20 protein-coding genes are annotated in these 22,602 nt (G+C 67.0%); 11 read left to right on the top strand and 9 right to left on the bottom strand.

Translation table 11 applies throughout. The features are described from left to right. Window positions 1-65: 65 nt before the first annotated feature. Together A8G00_RS15790 and A8G00_RS15785 are read left to right on the top strand one after the other, a co-directional pair. Window positions 66-545, top strand: a complete 480-nt coding sequence (locus A8G00_RS15790; protein WP_025548719.1) for a pyridoxamine 5'-phosphate oxidase family protein — start codon at window positions 66-68, stop codon at window positions 543-545. 128 nt (window positions 546-673) lie between these two features. Next, window positions 674-1,327: an HAD-IA family hydrolase gene (locus tag A8G00_RS15785; RefSeq protein ID WP_253258017.1), complete on the top strand. Its 654-nt coding sequence runs from the start codon at window positions 674-676 to the stop codon at window positions 1,325-1,327. A 52-nt stretch (window positions 1,328-1,379) separates the two neighbouring features. Here the strand turns inward: A8G00_RS15785 and A8G00_RS15780 are convergent, their stop codons facing one another. The 4 genes from A8G00_RS15780 to A8G00_RS15765 form a co-directional block, all read right to left on the bottom strand. Further along, window positions 1,380-2,921, bottom strand: a complete 1,542-nt coding sequence (locus tag A8G00_RS15780) for a carboxylesterase/lipase family protein (RefSeq protein ID WP_099186663.1) — start codon at window positions 2,919-2,921, stop codon at window positions 1,380-1,382. 58 nt (window positions 2,922-2,979) lie between these two features. Further along, complete coding sequence (locus A8G00_RS15775) at window positions 2,980-5,883, bottom strand: TonB-dependent receptor (RefSeq protein ID WP_103001105.1); 2,904 nt, start codon at window positions 5,881-5,883, stop codon at window positions 2,980-2,982. Window positions 5,884-6,204: 321 nt separating this feature from the next. Next, a complete protein-coding gene (locus A8G00_RS15770; RefSeq protein WP_025548714.1) occupies window positions 6,205-6,522 on the bottom strand; it encodes a hypothetical protein in 318 nt (105 codons plus the stop codon). Between the two features lie 65 nt (window positions 6,523-6,587). Continuing rightward, entirely contained in the window at window positions 6,588-7,286 is a 699-nt protein-coding gene (locus A8G00_RS15765) for a pirin family protein (protein ID WP_025548712.1), read from the bottom strand. A 123-nt stretch (window positions 7,287-7,409) separates the two neighbouring features. Here A8G00_RS15765 and A8G00_RS15760 point away from each other — a divergent pair, with 123 nt between their 5' ends. Further along, window positions 7,410-8,339 carry a LysR family transcriptional regulator gene (locus A8G00_RS15760; RefSeq protein WP_025548711.1) on the top strand — a complete coding sequence of 310 codons (930 nt, stop codon included), beginning with the start codon at window positions 7,410-7,412 and terminating at the stop codon, window positions 8,337-8,339. On the opposite strand, the gene A8G00_RS15755 is transcribed toward A8G00_RS15760, so the two are convergent. The 5 genes from A8G00_RS15755 to A8G00_RS15735 form a co-directional block, all read right to left on the bottom strand. Beyond that, window positions 8,340-9,035 carry a YoaK family protein gene (locus A8G00_RS15755; protein WP_099186665.1) on the bottom strand — a complete coding sequence of 232 codons (696 nt, stop codon included), beginning with the start codon at window positions 9,033-9,035 and terminating at the stop codon, window positions 8,340-8,342. Window positions 9,036-9,099: 64 nt separating this feature from the next. Then, entirely contained in the window at window positions 9,100-11,025 is a 1,926-nt protein-coding gene (locus A8G00_RS15750) for an amidohydrolase (protein WP_103001104.1), read from the bottom strand. Continuing rightward, entirely contained in the window at window positions 11,022-11,252 is a 231-nt protein-coding gene (locus A8G00_RS15745; RefSeq protein WP_025548708.1) for a DUF1427 family protein, read from the bottom strand. Before A8G00_RS15745 ends, A8G00_RS15750 begins: the two co-directional genes overlap by 4 nt. Before the next feature lie 20 nt (window positions 11,253-11,272). Beyond that, a complete protein-coding gene (locus A8G00_RS15740; RefSeq protein WP_061939141.1) occupies window positions 11,273-12,112 on the bottom strand; it encodes an alpha/beta fold hydrolase in 840 nt (279 codons plus the stop codon). Between the two features lie 88 nt (window positions 12,113-12,200). After that, window positions 12,201-12,860, bottom strand: coding sequence for a hydrolase (locus A8G00_RS15735; RefSeq protein ID WP_044660935.1), 660 nt, complete (start codon window positions 12,858-12,860; stop codon window positions 12,201-12,203). Between the two features lie 302 nt (window positions 12,861-13,162). Between A8G00_RS15735 and A8G00_RS15730 the strand changes: the two genes are divergently transcribed. The 8 genes from A8G00_RS15730 (at window position 13,163) to A8G00_RS15695 (ending at window position 22,575) form a co-directional block, all read left to right on the top strand. Beyond that, window positions 13,163-13,870, top strand: coding sequence for a GntR family transcriptional regulator (locus tag A8G00_RS15730; RefSeq protein ID WP_253258016.1), 708 nt, complete (start codon window positions 13,163-13,165; stop codon window positions 13,868-13,870). 161 nt (window positions 13,871-14,031) lie between these two features. Beyond that, entirely contained in the window at window positions 14,032-15,402 is a 1,371-nt protein-coding gene (locus A8G00_RS15725; RefSeq protein ID WP_103001102.1) for an amidohydrolase family protein, read from the top strand. Beyond that, entirely contained in the window at window positions 15,399-16,721 is a 1,323-nt protein-coding gene (locus tag A8G00_RS15720) for an MFS transporter (protein WP_061939135.1), read from the top strand. Before A8G00_RS15725 ends, A8G00_RS15720 begins: the two co-directional genes overlap by 4 nt. 85 nt (window positions 16,722-16,806) lie before the next feature. Continuing rightward, window positions 16,807-17,205: a c-type cytochrome gene (locus A8G00_RS15715; protein ID WP_048576760.1), complete on the top strand. Its 399-nt coding sequence runs from the start codon at window positions 16,807-16,809 to the stop codon at window positions 17,203-17,205. Further along, the gene (locus A8G00_RS15710) at window positions 17,202-18,437 is read left to right on the top strand and encodes an iron-containing alcohol dehydrogenase (RefSeq protein WP_025548700.1); all 1,236 of its coding nucleotides are present in this window, start codon (window positions 17,202-17,204) and stop codon (window positions 18,435-18,437) included. The genes A8G00_RS15715 and A8G00_RS15710 overlap by 4 nt, the downstream gene beginning before the upstream one ends. Before the next feature lie 20 nt (window positions 18,438-18,457). After that, window positions 18,458-19,942: an NAD-dependent succinate-semialdehyde dehydrogenase gene (locus A8G00_RS15705; protein WP_099186669.1), complete on the top strand. Its 1,485-nt coding sequence runs from the start codon at window positions 18,458-18,460 to the stop codon at window positions 19,940-19,942. A 53-nt stretch (window positions 19,943-19,995) separates the two neighbouring features. Then, window positions 19,996-22,065, top strand: coding sequence for a PQQ-binding-like beta-propeller repeat protein (locus tag A8G00_RS15700; protein ID WP_044660931.1), 2,070 nt, complete (start codon window positions 19,996-19,998; stop codon window positions 22,063-22,065). Window positions 22,066-22,098: 33 nt separating this feature from the next. Next, window positions 22,099-22,575, top strand: a complete 477-nt coding sequence (locus A8G00_RS15695; RefSeq protein ID WP_025548698.1) for a c-type cytochrome — start codon at window positions 22,099-22,101, stop codon at window positions 22,573-22,575. Window positions 22,576-22,602: the final 27 nt, after the last annotated feature.

Below are 22,602 nucleotides of genomic sequence, written 5' to 3'. Positions count from 1 at the left end.
CGCCGCGCGGGCGGACCCTTCGCGCCCGCCATTCGTATAGTCCGTTCCATAATCGGGAGATGATCATGAGCGATGCGCATAAGCTGAAGGAACATCTGTGGGATCGCATGTCGGACAGCCCCTTCATGATGCTGGGCCTGACCGGCAGCGGGCAGCATAGCGAGCCGCTGACCGTCCAGTTGGACAAGGACCAGGTGGATACGCTGTGGTTCTTCGTGGGCAAGGACAACCGTCTGGCCGGCGGCGGCGCGGCGATGGGCCAGTTCGTTTCCAAGGGGCACGATTTCTTCGCCTGTTTCGCCGGTCGCGCGCGCATCGACAATGATCCGGCGATGATCGACAAGCTGTGGTCGACGACGGTCGAAGCCTGGTTCCCGGGCGGCAGGTCGGACCCCAATCTGGCCCTGTTGCGCTTCGACATCGACGAGGCGGAGTTGTGGGAGGCGGACGTGTCGCTGACCGGAAAGCTCAAGATGCTGTTCGGCGGCAGGATACGCCCGAGCGAGGAGGGCAGCCACGCCAGGGTCGAGACGACGGCGAAGTGACCTGGCGATCCGGCGGCGAGCCGCCGGATCGAAACGGGCGTGCGTTTCGCGGCGGTCCTGTGTAGGAGGCGGTCGGGGGGCGGATGCCGGTCCGCCCGCATGGTCTTTTCGCAAGGATGGCGGTGCCGATGGAACACAGGTCCGTGGATGCGGTGCTGCTCGACATGGACGGCACGATCCTGAACTCCATCAAGGTGGCGGAACGGGTCTGGGGCGAATGGGCGCTGCGCCATGGACTGGATGTCGAGGCTTTCCTGCCGACCGTCCATGGCGTGCAGTCGGTGGAGACGATCGGGCGGCTGGGCCTGCCCGGCGTCGATCCCGTGGCGGAGGCGGCGCTCGTCACCCAGGCGGAGATCGATACGGTCGACGGGATCGAGGCGATCGAGGGCGCGGCGGCGTTTCTCGCGGCGCTGGCCGATTGCCGCTGGGCCGTCGTCACCTCAGCCCCGCGGCAGCTTGCGCTGCGCCGCATCCAGGCCGCTGGGTTGCCCGTTCCGCCGCTGCTGGTCGCGGCGGAGGATGTGGAACGCGGCAAGCCCGCGCCGGACTGCTTCCATCTGGCCGCCGAGTGTCTGGGAACGACGGCGGACCGCTGTCTGGTGATCGAGGATTCGGTGGCGGGAATCATGGCGGCGGAGCGTGCGGGCGCAAGCATCCTGGTCGTCACCGCGACCCATCACCGGCCGATGGAGACCCCGCATCCCGCCATTGTCGACTATCGCGGCCTTGGCGCGGTTCCTGCCACCGGCGGGTCCGTCCGCATCGGACCCATTGGCTGAGGCCAGGAGGACGCTGCGTCAGATCGGACGCCGGGCCATCGTCTTCCTTCGCTCAGGGCAGGGTCTGGCCGGTGCGGCCGGCCCAGAGTCGCCACCAATAGGCGATCTGCCCGGCCCGGAAATCGGGCGCGACGGCGGTCCTGCGGTCGATCAGCAGCGGGCCGCGATGAGGGCCTTCATATTCCGTCCAGCGCGGCAGAGTCCTGTTGCCCGACCCAAGGCCGTTGGGGTCGCCGTCCTTGATGAAATTCGCCCAATAATCCTGCATCATCGCGGCCAGACGCGCGTTTTCGGCGCCCTGCGACGCCTTGGCCGCGCCCAGCGTATAGCCGAAATCGGCGCAATGCGGCGCGCCCGCCGCCTTGCCGCGCTCGGCGGGCGGGACATAGGCGAAATGATAGGACCAGCTTGGCTGCCAGCGCGCCGCGAGAGCCGCCGTCGCGGTCGCCGCCGCGGTGAAGATGAAATCGGTCTGCACCTGCCGCAGCAGTTCCGCCGGGGGCAGCCTGCCCTGCGGATCATAGACCTTCCGCACCGCCGCCATGTCGATGCCGAAGCGGTCCTTCAGCACCCTTTCGTCAAAGCCCATCAGGCCGAAGATGCTCGCTTCATTGCTGGTGGAGCCGGCGATATAGGGGACGCGGGCGATATGCCCCCGGGCGAAGGCGATGGCGGTTTCCTCCGGGATCATCTCGCCGTCGACCACCGCGCCGAAATTGGGGGGGCCGGGATCGGCCGCCATGACCGCCGCCGGATCGAGCCTGCGCAGGGCGGCGATGGCCTCCTTGCCCTCGCCGGTCACGCCCGCGCGCGCGGCGAAGGCGACCCCCTCCCGCTCCGCCTGCGCCTGCGGACGGGTCGCATTGTTGATGCCGCCGCCGCTATGCGCGCTGGCGCGGGCGAACAGGCCGCGCGATCGGGGCGAGGCGACCAGCGCGTTGATGCTGGAGCCGCCCGCCGAGCAGCCCATGATCGTGACCTTGTCCGGATCGCCGCCGAAGCGCGCGATATTGTCGCGCACCCAGTTCAGACCGGCGACCTGGTCCATCAGCCAGTAATTGCCGGTCGGCGCCCCCGGCTGCTCCGCGCGCAGGCCGGGGTGCGAGAAGAAGCCGAGCCGCCCCAGCCGATAGTTGAGCGACACCACCAATATGCCGCGCCGGTTATAGACCCGGGCGGCATCGTCGAACAGTTCCGCGCCCGAACCCACGAAGAAGGCGCCGCCATGGATCAGCACCAGAACCGGCATCCTGCCGTCGAACGAGGGGGTGGCGACATTGATCGACAGGCAGTCCTCGCTTTGCGGAGCGCCGCGTTCATGGGGGGTCTCGGGCTGCGGGCAGATCGGGCCGAAGCGGGAGGCGTCGCGAGGGGTGGTCCAGGGGGCGGCCGGGCGCGGCGGCGTCCAGCGATGGTAGCCGCCGGTCGTCTGTGCGAAGGGGATGCCCTTGAAGACGCCGCCTTCGCCCTGCGCCACGCCGCGCACGGGTCCGGATGCGGTCGCCACCACCGGACCTGCCGGAGCGGCCGCGACCAGGCTGCCGCCGACCAACGAAAGGCAGGCGGCGCCCGCCAGAAATGCTGCTGCCTTCACCCCATCTCTCCCCATGAAGGGCGGGCTGCGTCCCTTCGGTGCGCCGCCTGCCCCGTGATCAGAATTTGAACCGGACGCCGGCGGCGAACGCCCGTCCCACCGTGTCATAGGTGGAGATGATCGTCGGCAGGTTCACGCCCGGAATATCGGCGGCCACCAGCGGCGGATCGCGGTCGAACAGATTGTTGATCGTGATGAACGGCTCCAGGCTGCCGCCCCAACCCTCGATCTTCTGGCTGATGGTGAGGTCGGTGTACCAGACCGAAGGCGCCTTCGCCCCGGAATAATTGTTGTTCGGTTCGCGCGATCCGACCTTCACCGGACCGGTATATTGTTCGGAGACGAAGATGGTGAGCCCGCCGTCGCTGACATAGTTGAGGTTCAGCGTGCCGCGCCATTTCGGCCGGGCGATGGGACCATTGTTGATGCCGTAGCCCGCGGAGTCATAGGCGGGCACCGCCGCGCTCTGCGTCACATATTTGTCGAGCCAGCTCACATAGGCGCGGGCGCTGAAATTGCCGTTGCCAAGGCGCGTCGCATAGCTGGCGTCGATGTCGACGCCCGCCGTTTCCAGCCTGGCGATATTGGCGGCCGCGATGCGGACCAGGCTGGGGAAGGCGGTCGGGCTTGGCCGGGTGATCAGCGCGCATTCGGGCGCAGAGGCATTGGCGACGCAGTTCTGCACGATCCGCGTGGTGTCGAGCGTGCCGATGGCGCCGTCGATCTTCAGGTTGAAATAGTCTGCCGACAGGCTGAAGCCGGGCAGGAAGCGCGGCGTCAGCACGAACCCGAAGGTCCTGGTCTTCGCCTTTTCCGGATCGAGCAGGCGGTTGCCGCCCGACACGGTGGAGACGTTGCCGCTCTGGCCCGACACCGGATCGGTCAGCAGCCCGATGCCGCTCTGGTCGCCCGCGAACAGGTCGAACAAAGTGGGCGCGCGGATGTCGCGGGAGATGGTGCCGCGCAGCAATATGTCTTGTACCGGCTTCCAGGTGAGGCCGACCTTCCACGTTTCGACCTGGCCCGACGTGCTGTAGTCGGTGATGCGGCCCGCGCCGTTCAGTTCCAGCGAGTTGAGGAAGGGCATGTCCCTGACGATCGGCAGGTTGATTTCACCGAAGGCTTCCTTGACCGTCACGCTGCCTTGCGCCTGGCCCACATTGGTCAGCCAGTAGAAGAGGGAGGTCGAGGACACGCCGCGCAGGCCGGCGAAATATTCACTGCGTTCAGCGGCGGTGTCGAGCAGCGAGGGATCGCTGTTGCTGGTGAGGTCCAGCGACTGCCTGCGCCATTCGCCGCCGACCACGATGTCCACCGGACCGCCCGGCAGTTCGAAGGGCGAACCCTGGAACTGCAGCGCGGCGGCGTCATGCTTGATCCGCGCGTCATAGGACATGGTGCCGGTCGCATAATCATAGCCCGGCTGGTTGGTATAGGCGTCGCCGGTCAGGAAGATGTTGAGCGGCTGGCATCCGGCGAAGCGCGCCCGGATGACGGGATCGGCGCTCAGCGTCGGGCGGCAGACGATATTGCCGTTGGTGTCGCGCACGGCGTCCAGCGCGGCATAGGCCTTCTGATAGTCGTAGAGGCCATGCTGGTCGACGCTGTGCCTGGAACTGCCATGGGTATAGTTGACCGACCATTTCCAGCCGTCGCCCAGATTGCCTTCGAGGCCCGCCGTTGCCATCCAGAAATCGGTGCGTTCCTGGGTGAAGGGCTTTTTCGCGCTGTCGCCCGAATATTTGCCGATATTGAACTGCTGGCCGGGGGTCAGCGCCGCCTCGATCTGGGCGGGGATGAAGGGGTTGCCCTGGAAGACGGGGGCGTTCTGCGTGCCGACCCAGGCATTGGACTGGCTGATATAGCTGAGTTCGCTGCGGGTGAAATTGCCCTGCACGAAGAAATTGATGTCGTCCGTCACATCGTAGCTGAACCGGCCGAAGGTCTGGTAGGTGCGCAGCGGCGCGACCGCATGGACGTCCGACGGGATGACGAAGCCGTCGCCGCCAATGTTGAACGCCGCCGTTCCGGTCGGCGTGCCGTTGTCGAAGGGCCGGATCGTGCCGTCGCCGTTGATCTGGTAATTGGCGAAGGGGCCGTCCAGTATCTTGCCGTTGTCGCTGGCGAAGATCAGGTGGATATTGTTTTGAAGGATGCGTGGATTGGCGTTGGAACCCGGCGTCGCGCTGCTGCCGGGCACGCTGCCGACATAGACATAGTTGGAATTGCCGCCCTTGCGGTCGGACCGCAGCATGCCGTCATTATTATAATATTCGCCCGACAGAAGCAGATGGCCGCGCCCGCCGAACAGGTCCATGCCGCCGGCCAGGCTGATGCGCTGATTGCCATTGTCCCCGCGCTGCGACACGCCGGCCTGGACGCTGCCGGTGAGGCCGGTTAACTTGCGGTTGAGGACGAAGTTGACGACGCCCGCCACGGCGTCCGACCCATAAGCGGCCGATGCGCCCGCCGTCACGATGTCGACGCGCTGGAGCAGGGCGTTGGGGATGACATTGGTGTCGACCGTGCCCTGATAGGTGGTGGGCGCCACGCGCATGCCGTCGAACAGGATCAGCGTGCGGTTGCCGCCGACGCCGCGCAGGTTGAGGACATTGCCATGGCTGGCGCTGTTGGCGAAGTTATGGGAACTGCGCGAGGGGCTGGAGCTGTTCTGGAACTGCGGCAGCTTGTTGAGCGCATCGGGCACGTTGGTGGGCGTCGCCTTGACCAGATCCTCCGTTGTGGCGACCGTCACGGGGGTGGGCGCGGTATAGCCGTCGCGCACGATGCGCGATCCGGTGACGATGATGTCGCTGGCGCCGGCGTCCGTGCCGGCGTCGGCCGGGTCTTCCGACCGGAGCTGGGCGCCGTCGACCTGGGGAGCGGTCTGCGCCATGGCCGGAGCGACAAGTGCCAGCAAGCTCACACCGACGCATGTGGCGGACGCAACGGACAGCTTCATCCCAAGTCTCCTCTCGCTGGAAGGGTTTGTTATTCAAATATATACTGTGATGCATAATTCGCTAGAAGCATAAAAAGTGCATGTCAATGCATTTTTCGCAAGCGGTTGCGCCGGGTGTCCGCCGCCATGCGGGCGGCGTCGTTGCGGCGTGACAGGGCAGGGCGTTTCGCCGGTGCATCGCAGGATCGGCTTGAAGGGCAGCCGCAACGGCTTCGTCGCGGCCACCCCTTTCATCTGGAGGCCGCGTTGTGTCTCTATCGCTCGGACGCGCTTTTCATCGCCGGTTCGACCGCGCTCCCGCGGTGGGCCGTCGCGACGAAATCAGGCGCCCAGGAGCGCCAGCGCATCGATCTGCCGCCGGGAAAAGCCTCTTTCGTAAAGGGCGGGCATGTGCCGTTCGGCAATCTGCCGCGTGCGGCCGGTCTCGCACAGGAAATCGCGCAGGGGCAGAAGATCGGCGGGCGGCGTGCGGGCGGCGCGGGGCGCGCCGATGATCGCGTTCAGCGCATGGGAAAGGCGCGCGCGCAGCGGTCCGGCGGGCGCCGGATCGCCGCAGCCGCAATCGGCCACCGCGATCAGGGCAGCCTTCACATCGCGCCATTCGGCGGGGCTGAGCTCGGGCGGGGCGATATTCAGCATGGCCGTCCTCCTCATGCGCAGGGTGAAGGGACACGGCCCAAGGGCCGCGTCCGCTCCTGCTTTCGTTATGCCGCGTCCACCAGGACGATCTCGCTGTCCTCGATCGCGGTGACGCGGATCACGTCCATGTCGCTGATCGCCGCGCCGTCGCGGGCGTTGACGCGCACGTCGTCGATCCGGATCGCGCCGGTTGCCGGCACCAGATAGGCCTTGCGGTCGCGGCCGATCGGATATTCCGCGCTCTCCCCGGCCTTCAGCGTCGCCGCCACCACCCGCGCATCGGTGCGGATCGGCAGGGCGTCATTGTCATTGTCGTAGCCGGAGGCAAGGGTGACGAACTGACCGGCGCGGTCGCCCTTGGGGAAGGGCCGGGCGCCCCAGCTTGGCGCTTCGCCGTCGCGGGTGGGCAGAATCCAGATCTGGAAGATCCGGGTCGTCACATCCTCCAGATTATATTCCGAATGGCGGATGCCGGTGCCCGCGCTCATCACCTGGACGTCGCCGGCCTCTGTCCGGCCCTTGTTGCCCAGGCTGTCCTGATGCGTGATCGCGCCTTCGCGGACATAGGTGATGATTTCCATGTCGCGGTGCGGGTGCGGCGGAAAGCCCGTCTGGGGCGCGATGGTGTCGTCGTTCCAGACGCGCAGATTGCCCCAGTGCATGCGGGCGGGATCGTGATAGCCGGCGAAGGAAAAATGATGTTTGGCATCGAGCCAGCCGTGATTGGCGCCGCCGAGGCTGTCGAAGGGACGCAGTTCGATCATGTCTTGTCTCCTCATCGGGCGGGGGCCGGAAATGGCCTTGCCCTGTTGAACATCTCTTTACAGGCGTGCGGCTTTCCCGTTCAGTGGGATAAATTGCATCGAACCGTTCGAGGAAATGGAACAGTGAACAATCCGGGCATGCCGACCTTCGACCAGCTGCGCATCTTCCTGACGATCGTGGACAGCGGCAGTTTCGCGGCGGCGGGGCGCAGGCTGAACCGCGCCGTGTCCGTCATCAGCTATGGCATCGCCAATCTGGAGGCGCAGCTTGGCCTGACGCTGTTCGACCGGGAGGGGACGCGCAAGCCGCAACTCACCGTCGCCGGCCGCGCCCTGCTGGCGGAGGCGCGCAGCATCGCCGACGGCGTCGACGGCCTGCGCGCTAAGGTGAAGGGGCTGCTCGACGGGCTGGAGGCGGAGGTCGACCTGGCGGTCGACGTGATGCTGCCGTCGGAGCGCCTGGGCCGCGTGCTGCGCGCCTTCGCCCGCGAATTCCCGACGGTCCAGCTTCGCCTGCATGCCGAGGCGCTGGGCGCGATCACCGCCATGGTGCTGGACCGCGCGGCGGTGGTCGGCATATCCGGGCCGTTGTCCGCAGGGGTCGAGGGGATCGAGAGCCGGACGGCGGGAGCAGTGGCGATGGTGCCGGTCGCCGCGCCCGATCATCCGCTGGGACGGATGGAGGCCATCGCGCCGGGCGCGGGGCGCGACCATATACAGCTGGTGCTGACGGACCGTTCGCGATTCACGGAGGGGCGGGATTATTCGGTGCGCAGTCCCAAGACCTGGCGCCTTGCCGACCTCAGCGCCAAGCATGCGCTGCTGCGGGAAGGCATCGGATGGGGCAATATGCCGCTGCCGATGATCGAGCCGGATCTGGTCGCGGGGACGTTGGTGCGGCTCGCCATGCCCGACCATGACGGGGGCATGTACCGTTTCTCCGCCATCTGGCGGCGCGACACGCCGCCGGGGCCGGCCGCCTCCTGGCTGCTCGATCAGTTCGTGGCGCTGGGCGCGCTGGACCGGGATGTGGAGGGCATGGGCGACATCTGATCAGGCGGGCGCCTTGGCGTCCGGGTGCAGCGCGCAGGCGGCGGTGCCGAAGAGGACCAGCGCGCCCGAGAGGACCAGCGGCGCGACGAGGCCGGCGCGATTGACCAGCAAGGCCCCGATGGCCGCGCCCAGCAGGATAGCGGCGACGCCGCCGATGCGGCGGCCGCGATTGGGGCTGCTGCCGCCCGCCAGCGCCGAATCCGCCGCCAGCCCGGTGAGCGTGAGGGTGAGAACGGTGGTGGTGAGGTCCGGCACCTTGAGCTGGCGGACGGTCGCGTTGCGGAAGCCCATGGCAAGACCGGTCAGCGCGATGATCGCATAGAGCGCGCTGCCGGGCGACTGGCTGGCGATGTCGAAGCCGGTGGCGACGCCCGCCGCGATCCAGAGCAGCACAGCCTCTACCAGCGCGGCCACCATCAGCCAGCGGCGCAACGGCAGCCCGACATGATGCCTGCCCACGCGCCCCGCCACCAGCGCCCCGATCAGGAAGGCGGCGATGGCGGCCAGATAGGAGAGCGCGTGGAACCCCGGCGTACCCACGGCGGCGAAGCCCAGGAAGACGATATTGCCGGTCATATTGGCGGTGAACACCTTGCCCAGGCCCAGCACGCTGATCGCGTCGACCAGGCCTGTGGTGACGGAGAGCAGGAGGAGCAGCCAGGGCAGCGGCGCGGCGGGGCCGTTGGGAGCGGTCATGATGTCCTCGAATCGCTTGGCTGTTAAAGGGGGCTGGGCGCGTTTATCCGGTCGGCAGGCGAAATCACACTGCCCAGCAGCCGCAGCCGAGCGCGCCCCAGAAGCTCTGGACCTCGGCGGCGGGAGCCGATGCGCCCAGCGCCGCTGCATGGTCATGACCGTGGACGGCGCAGGCGGAATGGCAACCGCAGGCCGACGCCATCTTCCTGGCCGTCGCATCCTTCCGATAATGGCCGCCGAAGGTCGCGACCGGCGACCAGTCGGGCATCGCTTTGGGCGCGGCCGGGGCGAGCGGGCCATAATCGCCCTCGCCATAGACGATCCTGCCGCCCAGCACGGTCAGCACCGACCGCAGATGGGCGATCTCATCCTCCGGCACGGTGAAATAATCGTCGGACAGCAGCGCCAGGTCGGCCAGTTGCCCAGCCTTTATCTGCCCCTTCTTGCCGACTTCATTGGAAAACCATGTGTTCTTCTCCGTCCACAGCCGTAACGCCGTTTCGCGGTCCAGCCGGTTGCGCACCGGATAAAGCGCCAGCCCGCCGACCGTCTTCGACGTCACCAGCCAGGACAGCGACACCCAGGGATTGTAGCTGGCAACGCGGGTCGCGTCGGTGCCCGCGCCGACCGGCAGGCCCGCCGCCATCATGCGTTTGATCGGCGGCGTGGACTCTGCGGCTTTCGCGCCGTAGCGGTCCACGAAATATTCGCCCTGGAACGCCATGCGGTGCTGCACGGCGATGCCGCCGCCCAGCTCCGCGATCCGGTCTATATTGCGTTCGCTGATCGTTTCGGCATGGTCGAAGAACCAGTTGAGGCCCTGCAGCGGAATATCCCTGTTCACCTTCTCGAACACGTCGAGCGCGCGGCCGATGGTCTGGTCGTAGGTGGCGTGCAGGCGCCAGGGCCAGCGGCGTTCGGCCAGCAGGCGGATGACAGGTTCCAGATCGCCTTCCATTTCCGGCGGCATGTCCGGGCGGGCGACGCGGAAATCCTCGAAATCCGCGGCCGAATAGACCAGCATCTCGCCCGCGCCGTTGTGGCGGTAGCTGTCGTCGCCGTCGCCGGGCCTGATCTTCGTCGACCAGTTGGCGAAGTCCCTGAGCTCCTCCTTCGGTTTCTGAGTGAAGAGGTTATAGGCGATGCGCAGTGTGAGATCGCCGTCCCTGTGCAGCTTCTCCACGATCTCATAATCGTCGGGATAGTTTTGCGAGCCGCCGCCCGCGTCTATCACGCTGGTGACGCCCAGCGAATTCAGTTCCCGCATGAAATGCCGGGTCGAATTGAGCTGATATTCGGGCGGCAGCTTCGGGCCCTTCGCCAGCGTCGCGTAGAGGATGGTCGCATTGGGCTGCGCCAGCAAAAGGCCGGTCGGATTGCCCTGCGCGTCGCGGACGATCTCGCCGCCCGGCGGGTTGGGCGTGTCCTTCGCATAGCCCACCGCCCGCAGCGCCGCCGCGTTCAGCAACGCGCGGTCATAGAGATGGAGGATGAAGACCGGCGTGTCGGGCGCCGCGGCGTTGATCTCTTCAAGGGTCGGCAGGCGCTTTTCCGCGAACTGATGCTCGGTGAAGCCGCCGACGACGCGCACCCATTGCGGCGGCGGCGTGATTTCCGCCTGGCGCTTCAGCATCGCCATGGCGTCGGCCAATGTCGGAACGCCTTCCCAGCGCAATTCCATATTATAGTTGAGGCCGCCCCGGATGACATGGATGTGGCTGTCGATCAGGCCGGGGATGAGGCGGCGGCCCCCGGCGTCGATGACCTGCGCGTCGGGGGAGGCGGCGGCGCGGACTTCGCCCTCGCCGCCGACGGACAGGAATGTGCCGTCGCGGATCGCCACGGCCTGCGCGACCGGATTTTCCCGGTCCAGCGTCGTGACCCTGGCATTGATGATGATGACGTCCCTGGCTGTCATGGCGAAGCTTTCCGTGGCGGTGGACAGGGTGGTGGCGCTGGCGCCGGCAAGCGCCCGGCGGCGGGTGATCACTGCTCCTGCTCCGGCTTTGGCGGCAGGGCGGCGGCGCTTTGTTGCGCGGGGGTGAAAGGCTTGCCGCGCAACAGGCTGCCGGCGACCGGCACGACCCGTTCGCCGGCCAGGATGCCTGCCAGCCCGACCAGCGCGATGACCGGCGGGGCTGGAGAACGGACCCCGAGCAGGCTGTAGACGATGCCGACCAGCAGCCCGGCGCCCAGCGAGAATATATAGGCTTTCATGGGTCCGTTCCTTCGTTGCGTCAGGCCTTGATGAATGCCAGAATGTCGGCGTTGAGGACATCGGCGTTCACCGTCAGCATGCCGTGCGAATAGCCCTCATAGATTTTCAGCGTGGCGTTCGGCAGGATTTCGGCCTGGAGCAGGCCTGCATTCCTGTAGGGCACGACCTGATCGTCGTCGCCGTGCAGGACGAGCGTGGGAACGGTGATCGCCTTCAGATCGTCGGTCTGGTCGGTTTCGGAAAAGGCCTTGATCCCTTCATAATGGGCGAGCGCGCTGCCCATCATCCCCTGCCGCCACCAATTGTCGACGACGGCGGGCTTCACCTCCGCCCCTTCGCGGTTGAAGCCGTAGAAGGGGCCGGCCGCAACCTCATGGAAGAATTGCGCGCGGTTGGCGGCAAGGCCGGCGCGCAGCCCGTCGAACACATCGATCGGCAGGCCGCCGGGATAGCGGTCCGTCTTCACCATGATCGGCGGCACGGCGCTGACCAGCACCGCCCTGGCGACGCGCCCTTCGGGCAGGCCGTGACGGGCGACATAGGCGGCCACTTCGCCGCCGCCGGTCGAATGGCCGATGTGGATGGCGTCGCGCAGATCGAGATGCCGGGCCACGGCGGCCGCGTCGGCGGCATAATGGGCCATGTCATGGCCGGAATCGACCTGTTGCGAGCGGCCATGGCCACGCCGGTCATGGGCGATGACGCGATAGCCCCGGGCAAGGAAGAACAGCATCTGCGTGTCCCAGTCGTCGGCGGAAAGCGGCCAGCCATGATGGAACATGATCGGCTGGGCGTCCTTGCTGCCCCAATCCTTGTAGAAGATGTCGACGCCGTCCGGGGTGGTGACGAAATTGCTCATCGGGAAATCCTTTCATCGCTCTGGCTTGGGGGGTGCGGGAGAAGGGGCAGCCGGGCCAAAGGGCGGCCCGGCTGTAGGGGAAGGGGGATCAGTGGCCGCCTTCGGAGGCGCCGAACATGGTGCTGGCATAAGTGATGCCCAGTCCATAGGCGCCGCCCCACTGGCGGGCGATGCCGGTGGTAAGCGCATAGGTTTCGGCGCGCGCCCAGTCGCGTTGCAGTTCGAGCAGATATTGCAGCGCCGTGATCGGGCGCGCGCCCGCCTGGATCATGCGTTCCACGGCGCGGTCATGGGCTTCCTCGGAAATGTCGCCGCTGGCGTCGGTGATGACATAGACCTCGAAACCCTGTTCGAGCGCGGAGAGCACCGGGCCGACGATGCAGACGCTGGTCCACAGTCCGGCGATGACCAGGCGGTCCTTGCCGATGCGGTTCACCTCCCCGATCACGGCGGCGTCTTCCCAACTGTTCATGCTGGTGCGGTCGATCATCGGCTGGTCGCCAAAGGCGTCGGCGATCTCGCTGAACATCGGGCCGGAAAAGCTCTTCTCCGCAACGGTGGTGAGGATGGTGGGGACGTGGAATCCGGCCGCGGCATTGGAGACCAGGGCGGCATTGTTGCGCAATATTTCGGGCGCGATCGACTTGGTGGCGAAGGCCATCTGCGACTGGAAGTCGATCAGAATCAGGGCGTGGTCGTCGGGGGACAGCAGCGCATCGGCGGGGGTGGGAATGGCGGTGATCGACATGGCGGGTCTCCTTCCTTGAAAGTGCAGGGGCCCGTCGTTCGGGCTGATGTCGGTCTACTTTCCCTCGCTTCTGCGAAACAGGCGTATAAAATCTACCTATTCGTTCCAAATTATAGAAAAGCCGAAGCGGCCGGCTGGCCCAATGGAGCATAATCGATATTGCACCTTCATTGTAGCAGGACGGTGACGGATCGTCGCGCCGGCCCTGTCTCCTGCAAGATGGCCATCGCCATTGCGACGAAAATATCCTATATGTTCCGCATCTGACCTTATAAGCGGCCTCCATGTCCGACCTTCACAACATGTCACAGCCCGCGGGCGCCCTTGGTTCCTCGGCACGCGCCGCCTCCGGACCGACGCTGGTGGAGCGTGCCTATGAGCATCTTCTCTCCATGCTGATGACGGTGAAGATCGCGCCGGGGGAACGCATTCCCATCGATACCGTCGCGCGCCAGCTCGGCATCTCGCAGACGCCGATTCGCGAGGCGCTGAGCCAGCTGGAGGCGGAGAAGCTGGTCTACAAGACCACCAATGTCGGCTACCGCGCCAGCCCGCAGATGACGCCGGAGGAGGTGCACGACCTTTATACGCTGCGCCTGCTGATCGAACCCTATGCCGCCGCCCGGGCAGCCGAGCAGATCGACGATGAGACGCTTTCCGTCCTGCAGTCGATCCAGGCCGACATGGACGCCGTGGTCGAGCGCGACGAACAGGCCTATGCCCGTTTCGCGGAGGCGGATGCGCAGCTCCACCGGCTGATTGCGAAGGGCAGCGGGAACCGCCTGATCGAGGAGACGATCGAGCGGCTGCACGCGCATCTCCAGATCTTCCGATCGCTCTACCAGAACAGCGCCCAGCCCAATGCGCCCGAAGTGGCGGCGCGGGAGCATCAGGCGATCATCGCCGCCTTGCTGGCGCATGATCCCGTCGCGGCCGAGCAGTCGGTGCGCGACCATCTCACCTGTTCGCAGCAGCGGATGGACCGGGCGAACGGCACGTCTCGACGCTGATCGCGCAACCCCCGGAAAGGGGGGAGGCATCACGTATCGGCCGAACGTTCAACGACGTGGGAAAGCCCCTTGACGGGCCCGCGGCAACCACCTACCACGGTCGCACAGGATCATATAGGATATGAAATAGATCCTGGAGAGGATGGGTAATGCGGTCAGCCATGAAAGCCGGTTTTTCACTTGTCAGCCTGACGGTCGCGATGCTTGCCGGACTTCCGGCGGCGGCGCTGGCCGAAACCAGGGTGCTGCGCGACTTCACGCTGATCGACGGCACCGGCAAGGCGCCGGCGGCGAACCAGGCGCTGGTCATGACGGATGGGCGGATCGACTGGGTCGGGCCGTCCGCGAAGCTGAAGGCGCCGGCCGGGGCGAAGGTCGAAAGGCTGAAGGGCAAATATCTGATGCCCGGCCTGATCGACAGCCATGTCCATCTGGGGCTGGTCGACGGCATCACCCAGAACCTGCAATATCAGACGGCTGAGAATATCGAGAAGCAGCTTCGCATCTACGCCGCCTATGGCGTCACCACCGTCCAGACGCTGGGGACGGAAAAGGACCTGATCTTCCCGATCCAGCAGAGGCGCAAGGAGCCCACGGCGATGTCGCGGGTGTATACCGTCGGGCAGGGCGTGGTCTTCAAGGGCAGCTATGGCGGCGTCCCCGGCCTCGACCAGTCGGTCGCCACGCCGGAAGAGGCGCGGGCGATGGTGGACAAGGAGGCGTCGAAGGGCGCAGACCTCATCAAGCTGTGGGTCGACGACGAATTCGGCATGCTGGAGGAACGCATGCCGCCCCGGATCAGCAGCGCCGTGATCGACCAGGCGCACAAGGACGGGAAGAAGACCGTCGCCCACATCTTCTATTATTCCAACGCCGCCGAACTGACGCGGGAAGGGGTGGATGCCTTCGCCCATTCCGTGCGCGACCGCGCCGTGGACGACGCGCTGCTTGGCCAGATGAAGGCGAAGGGCGTGTGGCAGATGGCCGCGACGCTGAGCCGCGAGGCGTCCTTCACCTACAGGACGCTGCCCTTCCTGGACGATCCCTTCTTCGCGCGGGGGGTGACGCCCGCCGTGCTGAAGGAACTGGCCAGTCCGGAGCGGGCGGCGAAGCTGGGCGCGGCGCCCAATTTCCCCAAATATGCGCCGACCCTGCAATATGCGATGGACAATTTCGCGCGGGAGGCGAAGGCGGGCATCCGCTACGGCATGGGCACGGACAGCGGCCCGACGGCGCGCTTTCCCGGCTATTTCGCGCATTGGGAACTGGAACTGATGGTGAAGGCCGGGGTGACGCCGATGCAGGCGATCACGGCCGCGACCAGCGCCAATGCGGAGTTCATGGGCGCCAGGGACATCGGCACCGTCGCGCCGGGCAAATGGGCCGACCTGCTGGTGCTGGACCGCGATCCCACGGCGGACATCCGCAACACCCGCGCCATCGACGCCGTCTATATCGCCGGCAACAAGGTGCCGACCATCTGGCAGACCTGCACCGGCCGCGCGGCCGATGCCTGCGGGCCCCGCCCGTGACCGGCGAGGCAAGCGTCGCAGAACCGCGCGACGCGGCCGCCGGAGCCGGTGCGGCGCGCCCGACGCGGGCGCGCCATGTCGTGCTGTGGCTGACGGTGCTCGCCTATCTCATCACCTATATGGATCGCGTCGTGATCGCCACGGCGGCCCCGGTGATCGAGAAGGAATATGGCTTCTCGCCTGTGACGATGGGCTGGATCTTCGCTTCCTTCTCCATCGCCTATGCGCTGTTCCAGATTCCGGGGGGCTGGCTGGGCGACCGGTTCGGGCCGCGCCGGGCGCTGACCGGCGTGGTGCTCTGGTGGTCGACCTTCACCGCCGCGACGGCGCTGACCTGGTCGGCGGGGTCGATGATGGTGTGCCGCTTCCTCTTCGGCATGGGGGAGGCGGGGGCCTTTCCCATCGCCACCCGGTCGCTCTCGCGCTGGATGCTGCCGTCGGAACGGGGCTGGGCGCAGGGCCTCACCCATGCGGGGGCGCGGCTGGGCGGGGCGGTGACGCCGGTGTTCGTCGCGCTGCTCATCGTCCAGTTCGGCTGGCGCATGCCCTTCATGGCCTTCGCGCTGGTCGGCATCGGCTGGGCGGCCCTGTGGTTCTTCTACTATCGCGACACGCCGCGCGAGCATCCTTCGGTCAACAGCGCCGAACTGGCGATGATCGAGGGCGCGCTGGGCGCGGGCCGGGCGCGGGTGAGCGTGCCATGGCGGCACCTGCTGGCCAATTCGCAGCTCTGGGTGCTGTCGGCCATGTATTTCTGCTACGCTTATTGCATCAACATCTTCCTGACCTGGTTCCCCAAATATCTGCACGATGCGCGCGGGTTCGACATCGCCATGATGGGCCTGTTCGCCAGCCTGCCGCTGATGGCGGGCGTGGTGGGCGACCTGATGGGCGGATGGGCGTCCGACCTGTTGGTGAAGCGCGGCGCGGGGTTGAAGATGGCGCGCCGCTCGGTCGCGGTGGTCGGCTTCCTGACGGCCGCAGCGATGATCCCGCTGGCGGCCGCGATGGACGGGCATGTGGCGAGCATCCTCTGCTTCTGCATCGCGCTGTTCGGGCTGGAGTTGACGGTCGGCGTATCCTGGGCGGTGACGCTCGACATTGGCGGCGAATATGCGGGCTCGGTATCGGCGGTCATGAACACGCTCGGCAACAGCGGCGCGGCGGTCGCGGCGGCGGTCACCGGCTATATCGTCAGCATGAGCGGCTGGTTCGCCGCCTTCGCGGTCCTCTCCGTCCTCTGCCTGATCGCGGCGGCGCTGTTCCTGCGCATCGACGCCTCGCGCAAGCTGCGTGACGGGCAGGGGGCCCAGGCGTGATGCCATCGCCGGAAATCATCCGCAGCGCCCCGGCGCTTCGGTTCGGACATCGCGCGCATGGCGCGCACGACAGGAGGTTGTTTAGGTGAAGACTTGGATATTCGCTGTGGGCATCGGCGCGGTCATCGCCGGCACGGCGGTCGCCGCCCCCGCGCCGAAGGGAAATGCCGCGCATGGGCAGCAGCTTTTCGCGCGCTGCGCCGCGTGCCACAAGGTCGGGCCGAACCCGGCGCGCTCCATGGGGCCTTCGCTGAACGGCGTCGTCGGCCGCGTGGCGGGCAGTCAAGGCGGCTATGGCTATTCGCCCGCGATGAAGGCGTCGGGCATCAGATGGGACGAGGCCAGCATCGACAAGCTGCTGCAAGGTCCATCGAAGCTGGTTCCGGGCACCAAGATGATCTTCCCCGGCATGGCCGCCGCGCAGGATCGCGCCGACATCATCGCCTATCTGAAACAATATGGCGCGGATGGTGGCAAGAAGTGAGCGACCTCCCTCCCGCCTTCGGCGCGCTCCGCCTGCCCCGCTCCGTCCTGTTCGGACGCGGGCAGCGCCACGCGCTCGGCTCCGCCGCCGGCAAGCTGGGCAAGCGCGCCCTGCTCTGCACCGACGAACGGCAGGCCGCCCAGCCTGAATTCCACGCCATGGTCGCGGACCTCCAGGCCCATGGGCTGGAGGTCCGGGTCTTCGACCGGACGATCCCCGACCTGCCGATCGGATCGATCAATGCCTGTGTCGAGGAGATGCGCGGCTTCGCCCCCGATCTGGTGGTCGGCATTGGCGGCGGCAGTTCGATGGACATGGCCAAGGTCGTCGCCGTGCTGCTGACCCATGGCGGCGACATCCGGTCCTATTATGGCGAATTCGCCGTGCCCGGCCCGGTCATGCCGCTGATCGCCATGCCGACGACGGCGGGCACCGGATCGGAAGTGACGCCGGTCGCGGTGGTGTCCGACGACGAGCGCGGGGTGAAGGTCGGCATCGCCAGCCCGCATCTGATCCCGCTGGTCGCGATCTGCGATCCGGAACTGACCGCCACCTGCCCGCCCGCCCTGACCGCCTGTTCCGGCGCCGATGCGCTGACCCATGCGGTGGAGGCCTATACGACGCTGGCGCGCCCCGCCGACCCGATGCTGACGCAGGATCATGTGTTCGTGGGCAAGAACCTGCTGTCGGATCATTTCGCGCGGCTGGCGGTCGACAACATCTTCCGCTTCCTGGAGCGGGCCTATCGCGACGGCAGCGACATGGAAGCGCGCGAAGGGCTGATGCTGGCGGCGCTGGCGGCGGGCTGCGCCTTCGGTACGGCGGGTACGGCGGCGGCGCACGCGCTGCAATATCCGGTCGGCAACCTGACGCACACCGCGCATGGCGACGGAGTGGCGACGCTGCTGCCCTATGTCATGCAGTTCAACCGGCCCTTCTGCGCCCCCGCCTTCGCCGAACTGGCGCGGACGGTGGGGCTGTCCGATGCGGCGGAAGAGGACATGTCGCAGGCGTTCATCGATGCGGTCGCGGACCTGCTTGGCCGCGTCAACATTCCACCCTCGCTCGCGGCGCTGGGGCTGAAGGCCGACCAGCAGGACTTCGTGGCGGAAAACGCCCTGAACGCCGCCCGGCTGGTCAAGAACAATCCCCGTCCCCTCGATCTCCCGGCTATGCAGAGCATCACCCGCGCCGCCTTTTCCGGCGAGCGGGCGGCGCTCAAGTCCGCCTGACTTCTCGAACAAGGTTTCCCATGACGACGCAAAGCTATAGCTGCACGACGACCGACGGCCATGCCGGTCCCTTCGCCATCCCGACCGACCTGCTGATCGGGGAAGCATGGGTGCCCGCCGCCAGCGGCAAGCGCATCGACATCCTCAATCCCGCGACGGAGGCGGTGTTGACCTCCGTCGCGGACGCAAGCCCGGCCGAGGGCATCGCCGCTGTCGACGCCGCCGCCGCCGCAGCGGCGGCCTGGGCCGCGACCCCGCCGCGCAAGCGCGCCGACATATTGCTCGCCTGCTTCCATGCGATGATGGCGGAGCAGGAATGGCTGGCGCAGCTCATATCGCTGGAAAATGGCAAGGCGCTGCCCGACGCGCGGGGGGAGGTGGCCTATGCCGCCGAATTCTTCCGCTGGTATGCGGAGGAAGCGGTGCGCATCAACGGGGAGCTGGCCGTCTCGCCCTCCGGCGCGAACCGCATCATGGTGCAATATCAGCCCATCGGCATCGCCCTGCTGATCACGCCCTGGAACTTCCCGGCGGCGATGGCGACGCGCAAGATCGCCCCGGCGCTGGCGGCGGGATGCACCTGCATCCTGAAACCGGCCGAGGAAACGCCGCTGACGGCGCTCGCCGTGGCGGAGATCATGCGCCGGGCGGGTGTGCCCGCGGGCGTGGTCAATGTCGTCAACAGCAGCGATCCGGGCCCGCTGTGCAGCGGCATCCTGCACGACCCGCGCGTGCGCAAGCTGTCCTTCACCGGATCGACCGAGGTCGGCCGCATCCTGCTGCGCCAGGCGGCGGACCAGGTCATCAGCTCCTCCATGGAACTGGGCGGCAACGCGCCCTTCCTGGTGCTGGACGATGCCGACATCGAAGAGGCGATCGAGGGTGCGATGGTCGCCAAGATGCGCAATGCGGGGGAAGCGTGCACGGCGGCCAACCGCTTCTATGTCCAGCGCGGCATCCATGACGCCTTCGTCGCGAAGCTGGCAGAGCGCATGGGCGCGATGAAGATGGGCCCCGGCCTGGAGAGCGCGACCCAGTGCGGCGCGATGATCAACCGGCAGGCCATCGACAAGATCGAGCATCTGGTGGCGGATGCCGTGGCGCGCGGCGCGGAGGTCAGGCTGGGCGGCCGGACGCCGGAGGGTGCGGGCTTCTTCTACCCGCCCTCGGTGATCGCGAACGTCCAGCCGGGGTCGGAGATATTGAAGACGGAAGTGTTCGGCCCGGTCGCGGCGGTGATCCCGTTCGACGATCCGGCGGAGGCGGTGGCGCTGGCCAATGCGACCGAATATGGCCTGGCCGCCTATGTCTATACCGCCGACCTCAAGCGGGGGCTGCAACTGGCCGAGCGGATCGAGGCCGGCATGGTGGCGGTCAATCGCGGCCTGGTGTCGGACGCCGCGGCGCCCTTCGGCGGCGTCAAGCAGAGCGGCCTCGGGCGGGAGGGCGGACATCACGGCCTGCTCGAATATTGCGAGGCGAAATATATCGCGGTGAGCTGGTAAGCCGCAGCCGGTCGACGGCACAAAAAAGAGAGAGGGAAGGGGCCGAAAGCGCGATGTTCAAGATGACCCGACGCAGGCTGTTGGGCGGGACGGTCGCCGTCGCCGCAAGCATCGGCACGGCCCCGATGCGGCGCGCCATGGCGCAGGATCTGCCCGGCGGGCCGGACACCGAATGGCGCCATTATGCCGCCGACCAGGCCAATACGCGCTATTCGCCGCTCGACCAGATCAACGCCGATAATTTCAGCGATCTTCAGGTGGCCTGGAGCTTCAAGACGGACATATTGGGGGCGCGCAAGGAATATCAGTTCGAACCGACGCCGCTGCTGGTCAAGGGGCGGCTGTTCCTGACCGCCGGGTCGCGCCGCGACTGCGTCTGCATCGACGCGGCGACGGGCGAACTGCTCTGGATGTTCCGCAAGGACGAGGGGCAGCGCGCGCTCAATTCCCCGCGCCAGCTTTCGGGCCATGGTTGCTCCTATTGGACCGACGGCAAGCAGGAGCGCATCCTGTTCGTAACCATCGGCTATCAGCTCGTCTCGCTGGATGCGGCGACCGGCATCCCCGATCCGGCCTTTGGCGTGAACGGCGTGGTCGACCTCAAGAAGGATTTCGATCAGGAGATCGATCCGGAAACCGCCGATGTCGGGCTGCACGCGACGCCGCTCGTCGCCCGCGACACGGTGGTGGTGGGCGCGGCGCATACGGCGGGCGACGTGCCGGCGGTGCGCAAGAATGTGAAGGGCTATGTGCGCGGCTTCGACGTGCGCACCGGCAAGCGCAAGTGGATATTCCACACCATCCCGAAAAAGGGCGAATATGGCTATGACAGCTGGCTGAACGGCGACGCCGACGAAGCCGGCAATGGCGGCGTCTGGGCGGAAATGTCCGCCGACGAGGAACTGGGGCTGGTCTATGTGCCGGTGGAGCTGCCCACCGGCGACGAGATGGGCATGTTCCGGCGCGGCAACGCCCTGTTCGGGGAGTCGCTGGTCGCGCTGGACCTGGAGACGGGCGTGCGGCGCTGGCATTATCAGCTCGTCCATCACGGCCTGTGGGACCGGGACATCCCCTGCGCGCCGATCCTGTGCGACATTCCGGTGAACGGCAGGACGGTGAAGGCGCTGGCGCAGCCGACCAAGCAGTGCTTCCTCTATGTGCTGGACCGCACCAACGGCCAGCCGATCTGGCCCATTGTCGAGCGGCCGGTGGAGGCGGGCGACGTGCCGGGCGAATGGTATGCCAAGACCCAGCCATTCCCGACCAAGCCCCCCGCCTATGACGTGCAGGGCGTCGGCATCGACGACCTCATCGACTTCACGCCGGAACTGCGCGCGCAGGCGGTGGAACTGGTGAAGCAGTACAAGATCGGGCCGCTCTACACGCCGCCCGTGGTCAGCAAGCCCGGCCGCTGGGGCACCATATCCGCGCCCGGCATCCAGGGCGGGACCAACTGGCCGGGCGGCTGCTACGATCCGGAAAGCCATACCGTCTTCGTCTATTCGAAGACCCAGCCCTCCGTGATCGGCATCATCCCGAACGAAGACCCCAGCGTCTCCGAATTTCCGCATGTGCACGGCATTGCCGGGTCCGAAGTGCGACCGCAGGTGGCGATGGGCGCGGCGGCGCCGACGCCCTTCATGCGGCCCCCGGCGGCGAAGCCCGGTTCGGGGCCGCCGCCCGGTTTCCTGACTGTGCAGGGCCTGCCGCTGCTCAAGCCCCCCTATGGCCGCATCACCGCCATCGACCTGGGCAAGGGCGACCTCAAATGGCAGGTCGCCCATGGCGAGACGCCGGACAATGTCCGCAACCACCCGGCGCTCAAGGGCCTGAAGATTCCCCGCACCGGCCGGGCAGGCAATCTGGGGCCTCTGTGCACCAAGAGCCTGGTGATCTGCGGCGAGGCGGGCTTCTACACCAATGAATATGGCATCAGGGGCGCGATGCTGCGCGCCTATGACAAGGCCACGGGCGAGGAGAAGGGCGCGGTCTACATGCCCGCGCCGCAGAGCGGATCGCCCATGACCTATATGCTGAACAACCGCCAATATATCGTCGTCGCCATTGGCGGCGGCAATTACAGCGCCGAACTGGTGGCGTTCCGACTTCCAGGAATGGCTTGATGGCAGGAGTGGCTTAATGGCGGGAGTGGCTCGATGGGCAAGGTGACGCGGGGATATTGGCTGGCGGGCGCGCTGCTGCTTGCGGGCGGCGCGGTCGTGACGCGCGCGCAGGCGCCCGAGCGCCATGTCTGGACCGGGGTCTATACGAAGGATCAGGCCGAGCGCGGCAAGGCCGCCTATGCGGAGAATTGCGCGGCCTGCCATGGCGAAACGCTCGCCGGGATCGATGTCGCGCCCGCTCTGGTCGGGCCGACCTTCCTCAACAACTGGAACAACACGTCCGCCGGCGATCTGTTCGCGCGCATCCAGACGACCATGCCGCTCAACGCGCCGGGCAGCCTGGGCGGGCGGAAGGTCGCGGACATCGAAGCCTATATGTTCGAAGCCAACGGCTTTCCCGCCGGCGACCTGGCGCTGCCGCCCAATGCGGCGCTGATGCCCAATGTCAGGATCGTGGCGCAAAGGCCCGAACCGGCCAAGCCCGCGCCGGAATGCAAATGCGGTAAATGAGGGCGGGGCGGCGTCCCGCCGCCCGCT

Source organism: Sphingobium sp. SA916, assembly GCF_002894065.1.
Taxonomy (GTDB): domain Bacteria; phylum Pseudomonadota; class Alphaproteobacteria; order Sphingomonadales; family Sphingomonadaceae; genus Sphingobium; species Sphingobium fuliginis.
This window is presented reverse-complemented; position numbering and strand designations above follow the sequence as displayed.

What these genes read in the sequence shown, in the direction of transcription:
- A8G00_RS15700 (WP_044660931.1), top strand. Translation starts at nt 19,996, where the DNA reads ATGTTCAAGATGACCCGACGCAGGCTGTTGGGCGGGACGGTCGCCGTC.
- A8G00_RS15735 (WP_044660935.1), bottom strand. Translation starts at nt 12,860, where the DNA reads ATGTCGATCACCGCCATTCCCACCCCCGCCGATGCGCTGCTGTCCCCC.
- A8G00_RS15755 (WP_099186665.1), bottom strand. Translation starts at nt 9,035, where the DNA reads ATGACCGCTCCCAACGGCCCCGCCGCGCCGCTGCCCTGGCTGCTCCTC.
- A8G00_RS15770 (WP_025548714.1), bottom strand. Translation starts at nt 6,522, where the DNA reads ATGCTGAATATCGCCCCGCCCGAGCTCAGCCCCGCCGAATGGCGCGAT.
- A8G00_RS15765 (WP_025548712.1), bottom strand. Translation starts at nt 7,286, where the DNA reads ATGATCGAACTGCGTCCCTTCGACAGCCTCGGCGGCGCCAATCACGGC.
- A8G00_RS15775 (WP_103001105.1), bottom strand. Translation starts at nt 5,883, where the DNA reads ATGAAGCTGTCCGTTGCGTCCGCCACATGCGTCGGTGTGAGCTTGCTG.
- A8G00_RS15790 (WP_025548719.1), top strand. Translation starts at nt 66, where the DNA reads ATGAGCGATGCGCATAAGCTGAAGGAACATCTGTGGGATCGCATGTCG.
- A8G00_RS15705 (WP_099186669.1), top strand. Translation starts at nt 18,458, where the DNA reads ATGACGACGCAAAGCTATAGCTGCACGACGACCGACGGCCATGCCGGT.
- A8G00_RS15745 (WP_025548708.1), bottom strand. Translation starts at nt 11,252, where the DNA reads ATGAAAGCCTATATATTCTCGCTGGGCGCCGGGCTGCTGGTCGGCATC.
- A8G00_RS15730 (WP_253258016.1), top strand. Translation starts at nt 13,163, where the DNA reads ATGTCACAGCCCGCGGGCGCCCTTGGTTCCTCGGCACGCGCCGCCTCC.
- A8G00_RS15740 (WP_061939141.1), bottom strand. Translation starts at nt 12,112, where the DNA reads ATGAGCAATTTCGTCACCACCCCGGACGGCGTCGACATCTTCTACAAG.
- A8G00_RS15785 (WP_253258017.1), top strand. Translation starts at nt 674, where the DNA reads ATGGAACACAGGTCCGTGGATGCGGTGCTGCTCGACATGGACGGCACG.
- A8G00_RS15695 (WP_025548698.1), top strand. Translation starts at nt 22,099, where the DNA reads ATGGGCAAGGTGACGCGGGGATATTGGCTGGCGGGCGCGCTGCTGCTT.
- A8G00_RS15725 (WP_103001102.1), top strand. Translation starts at nt 14,032, where the DNA reads ATGAAAGCCGGTTTTTCACTTGTCAGCCTGACGGTCGCGATGCTTGCC.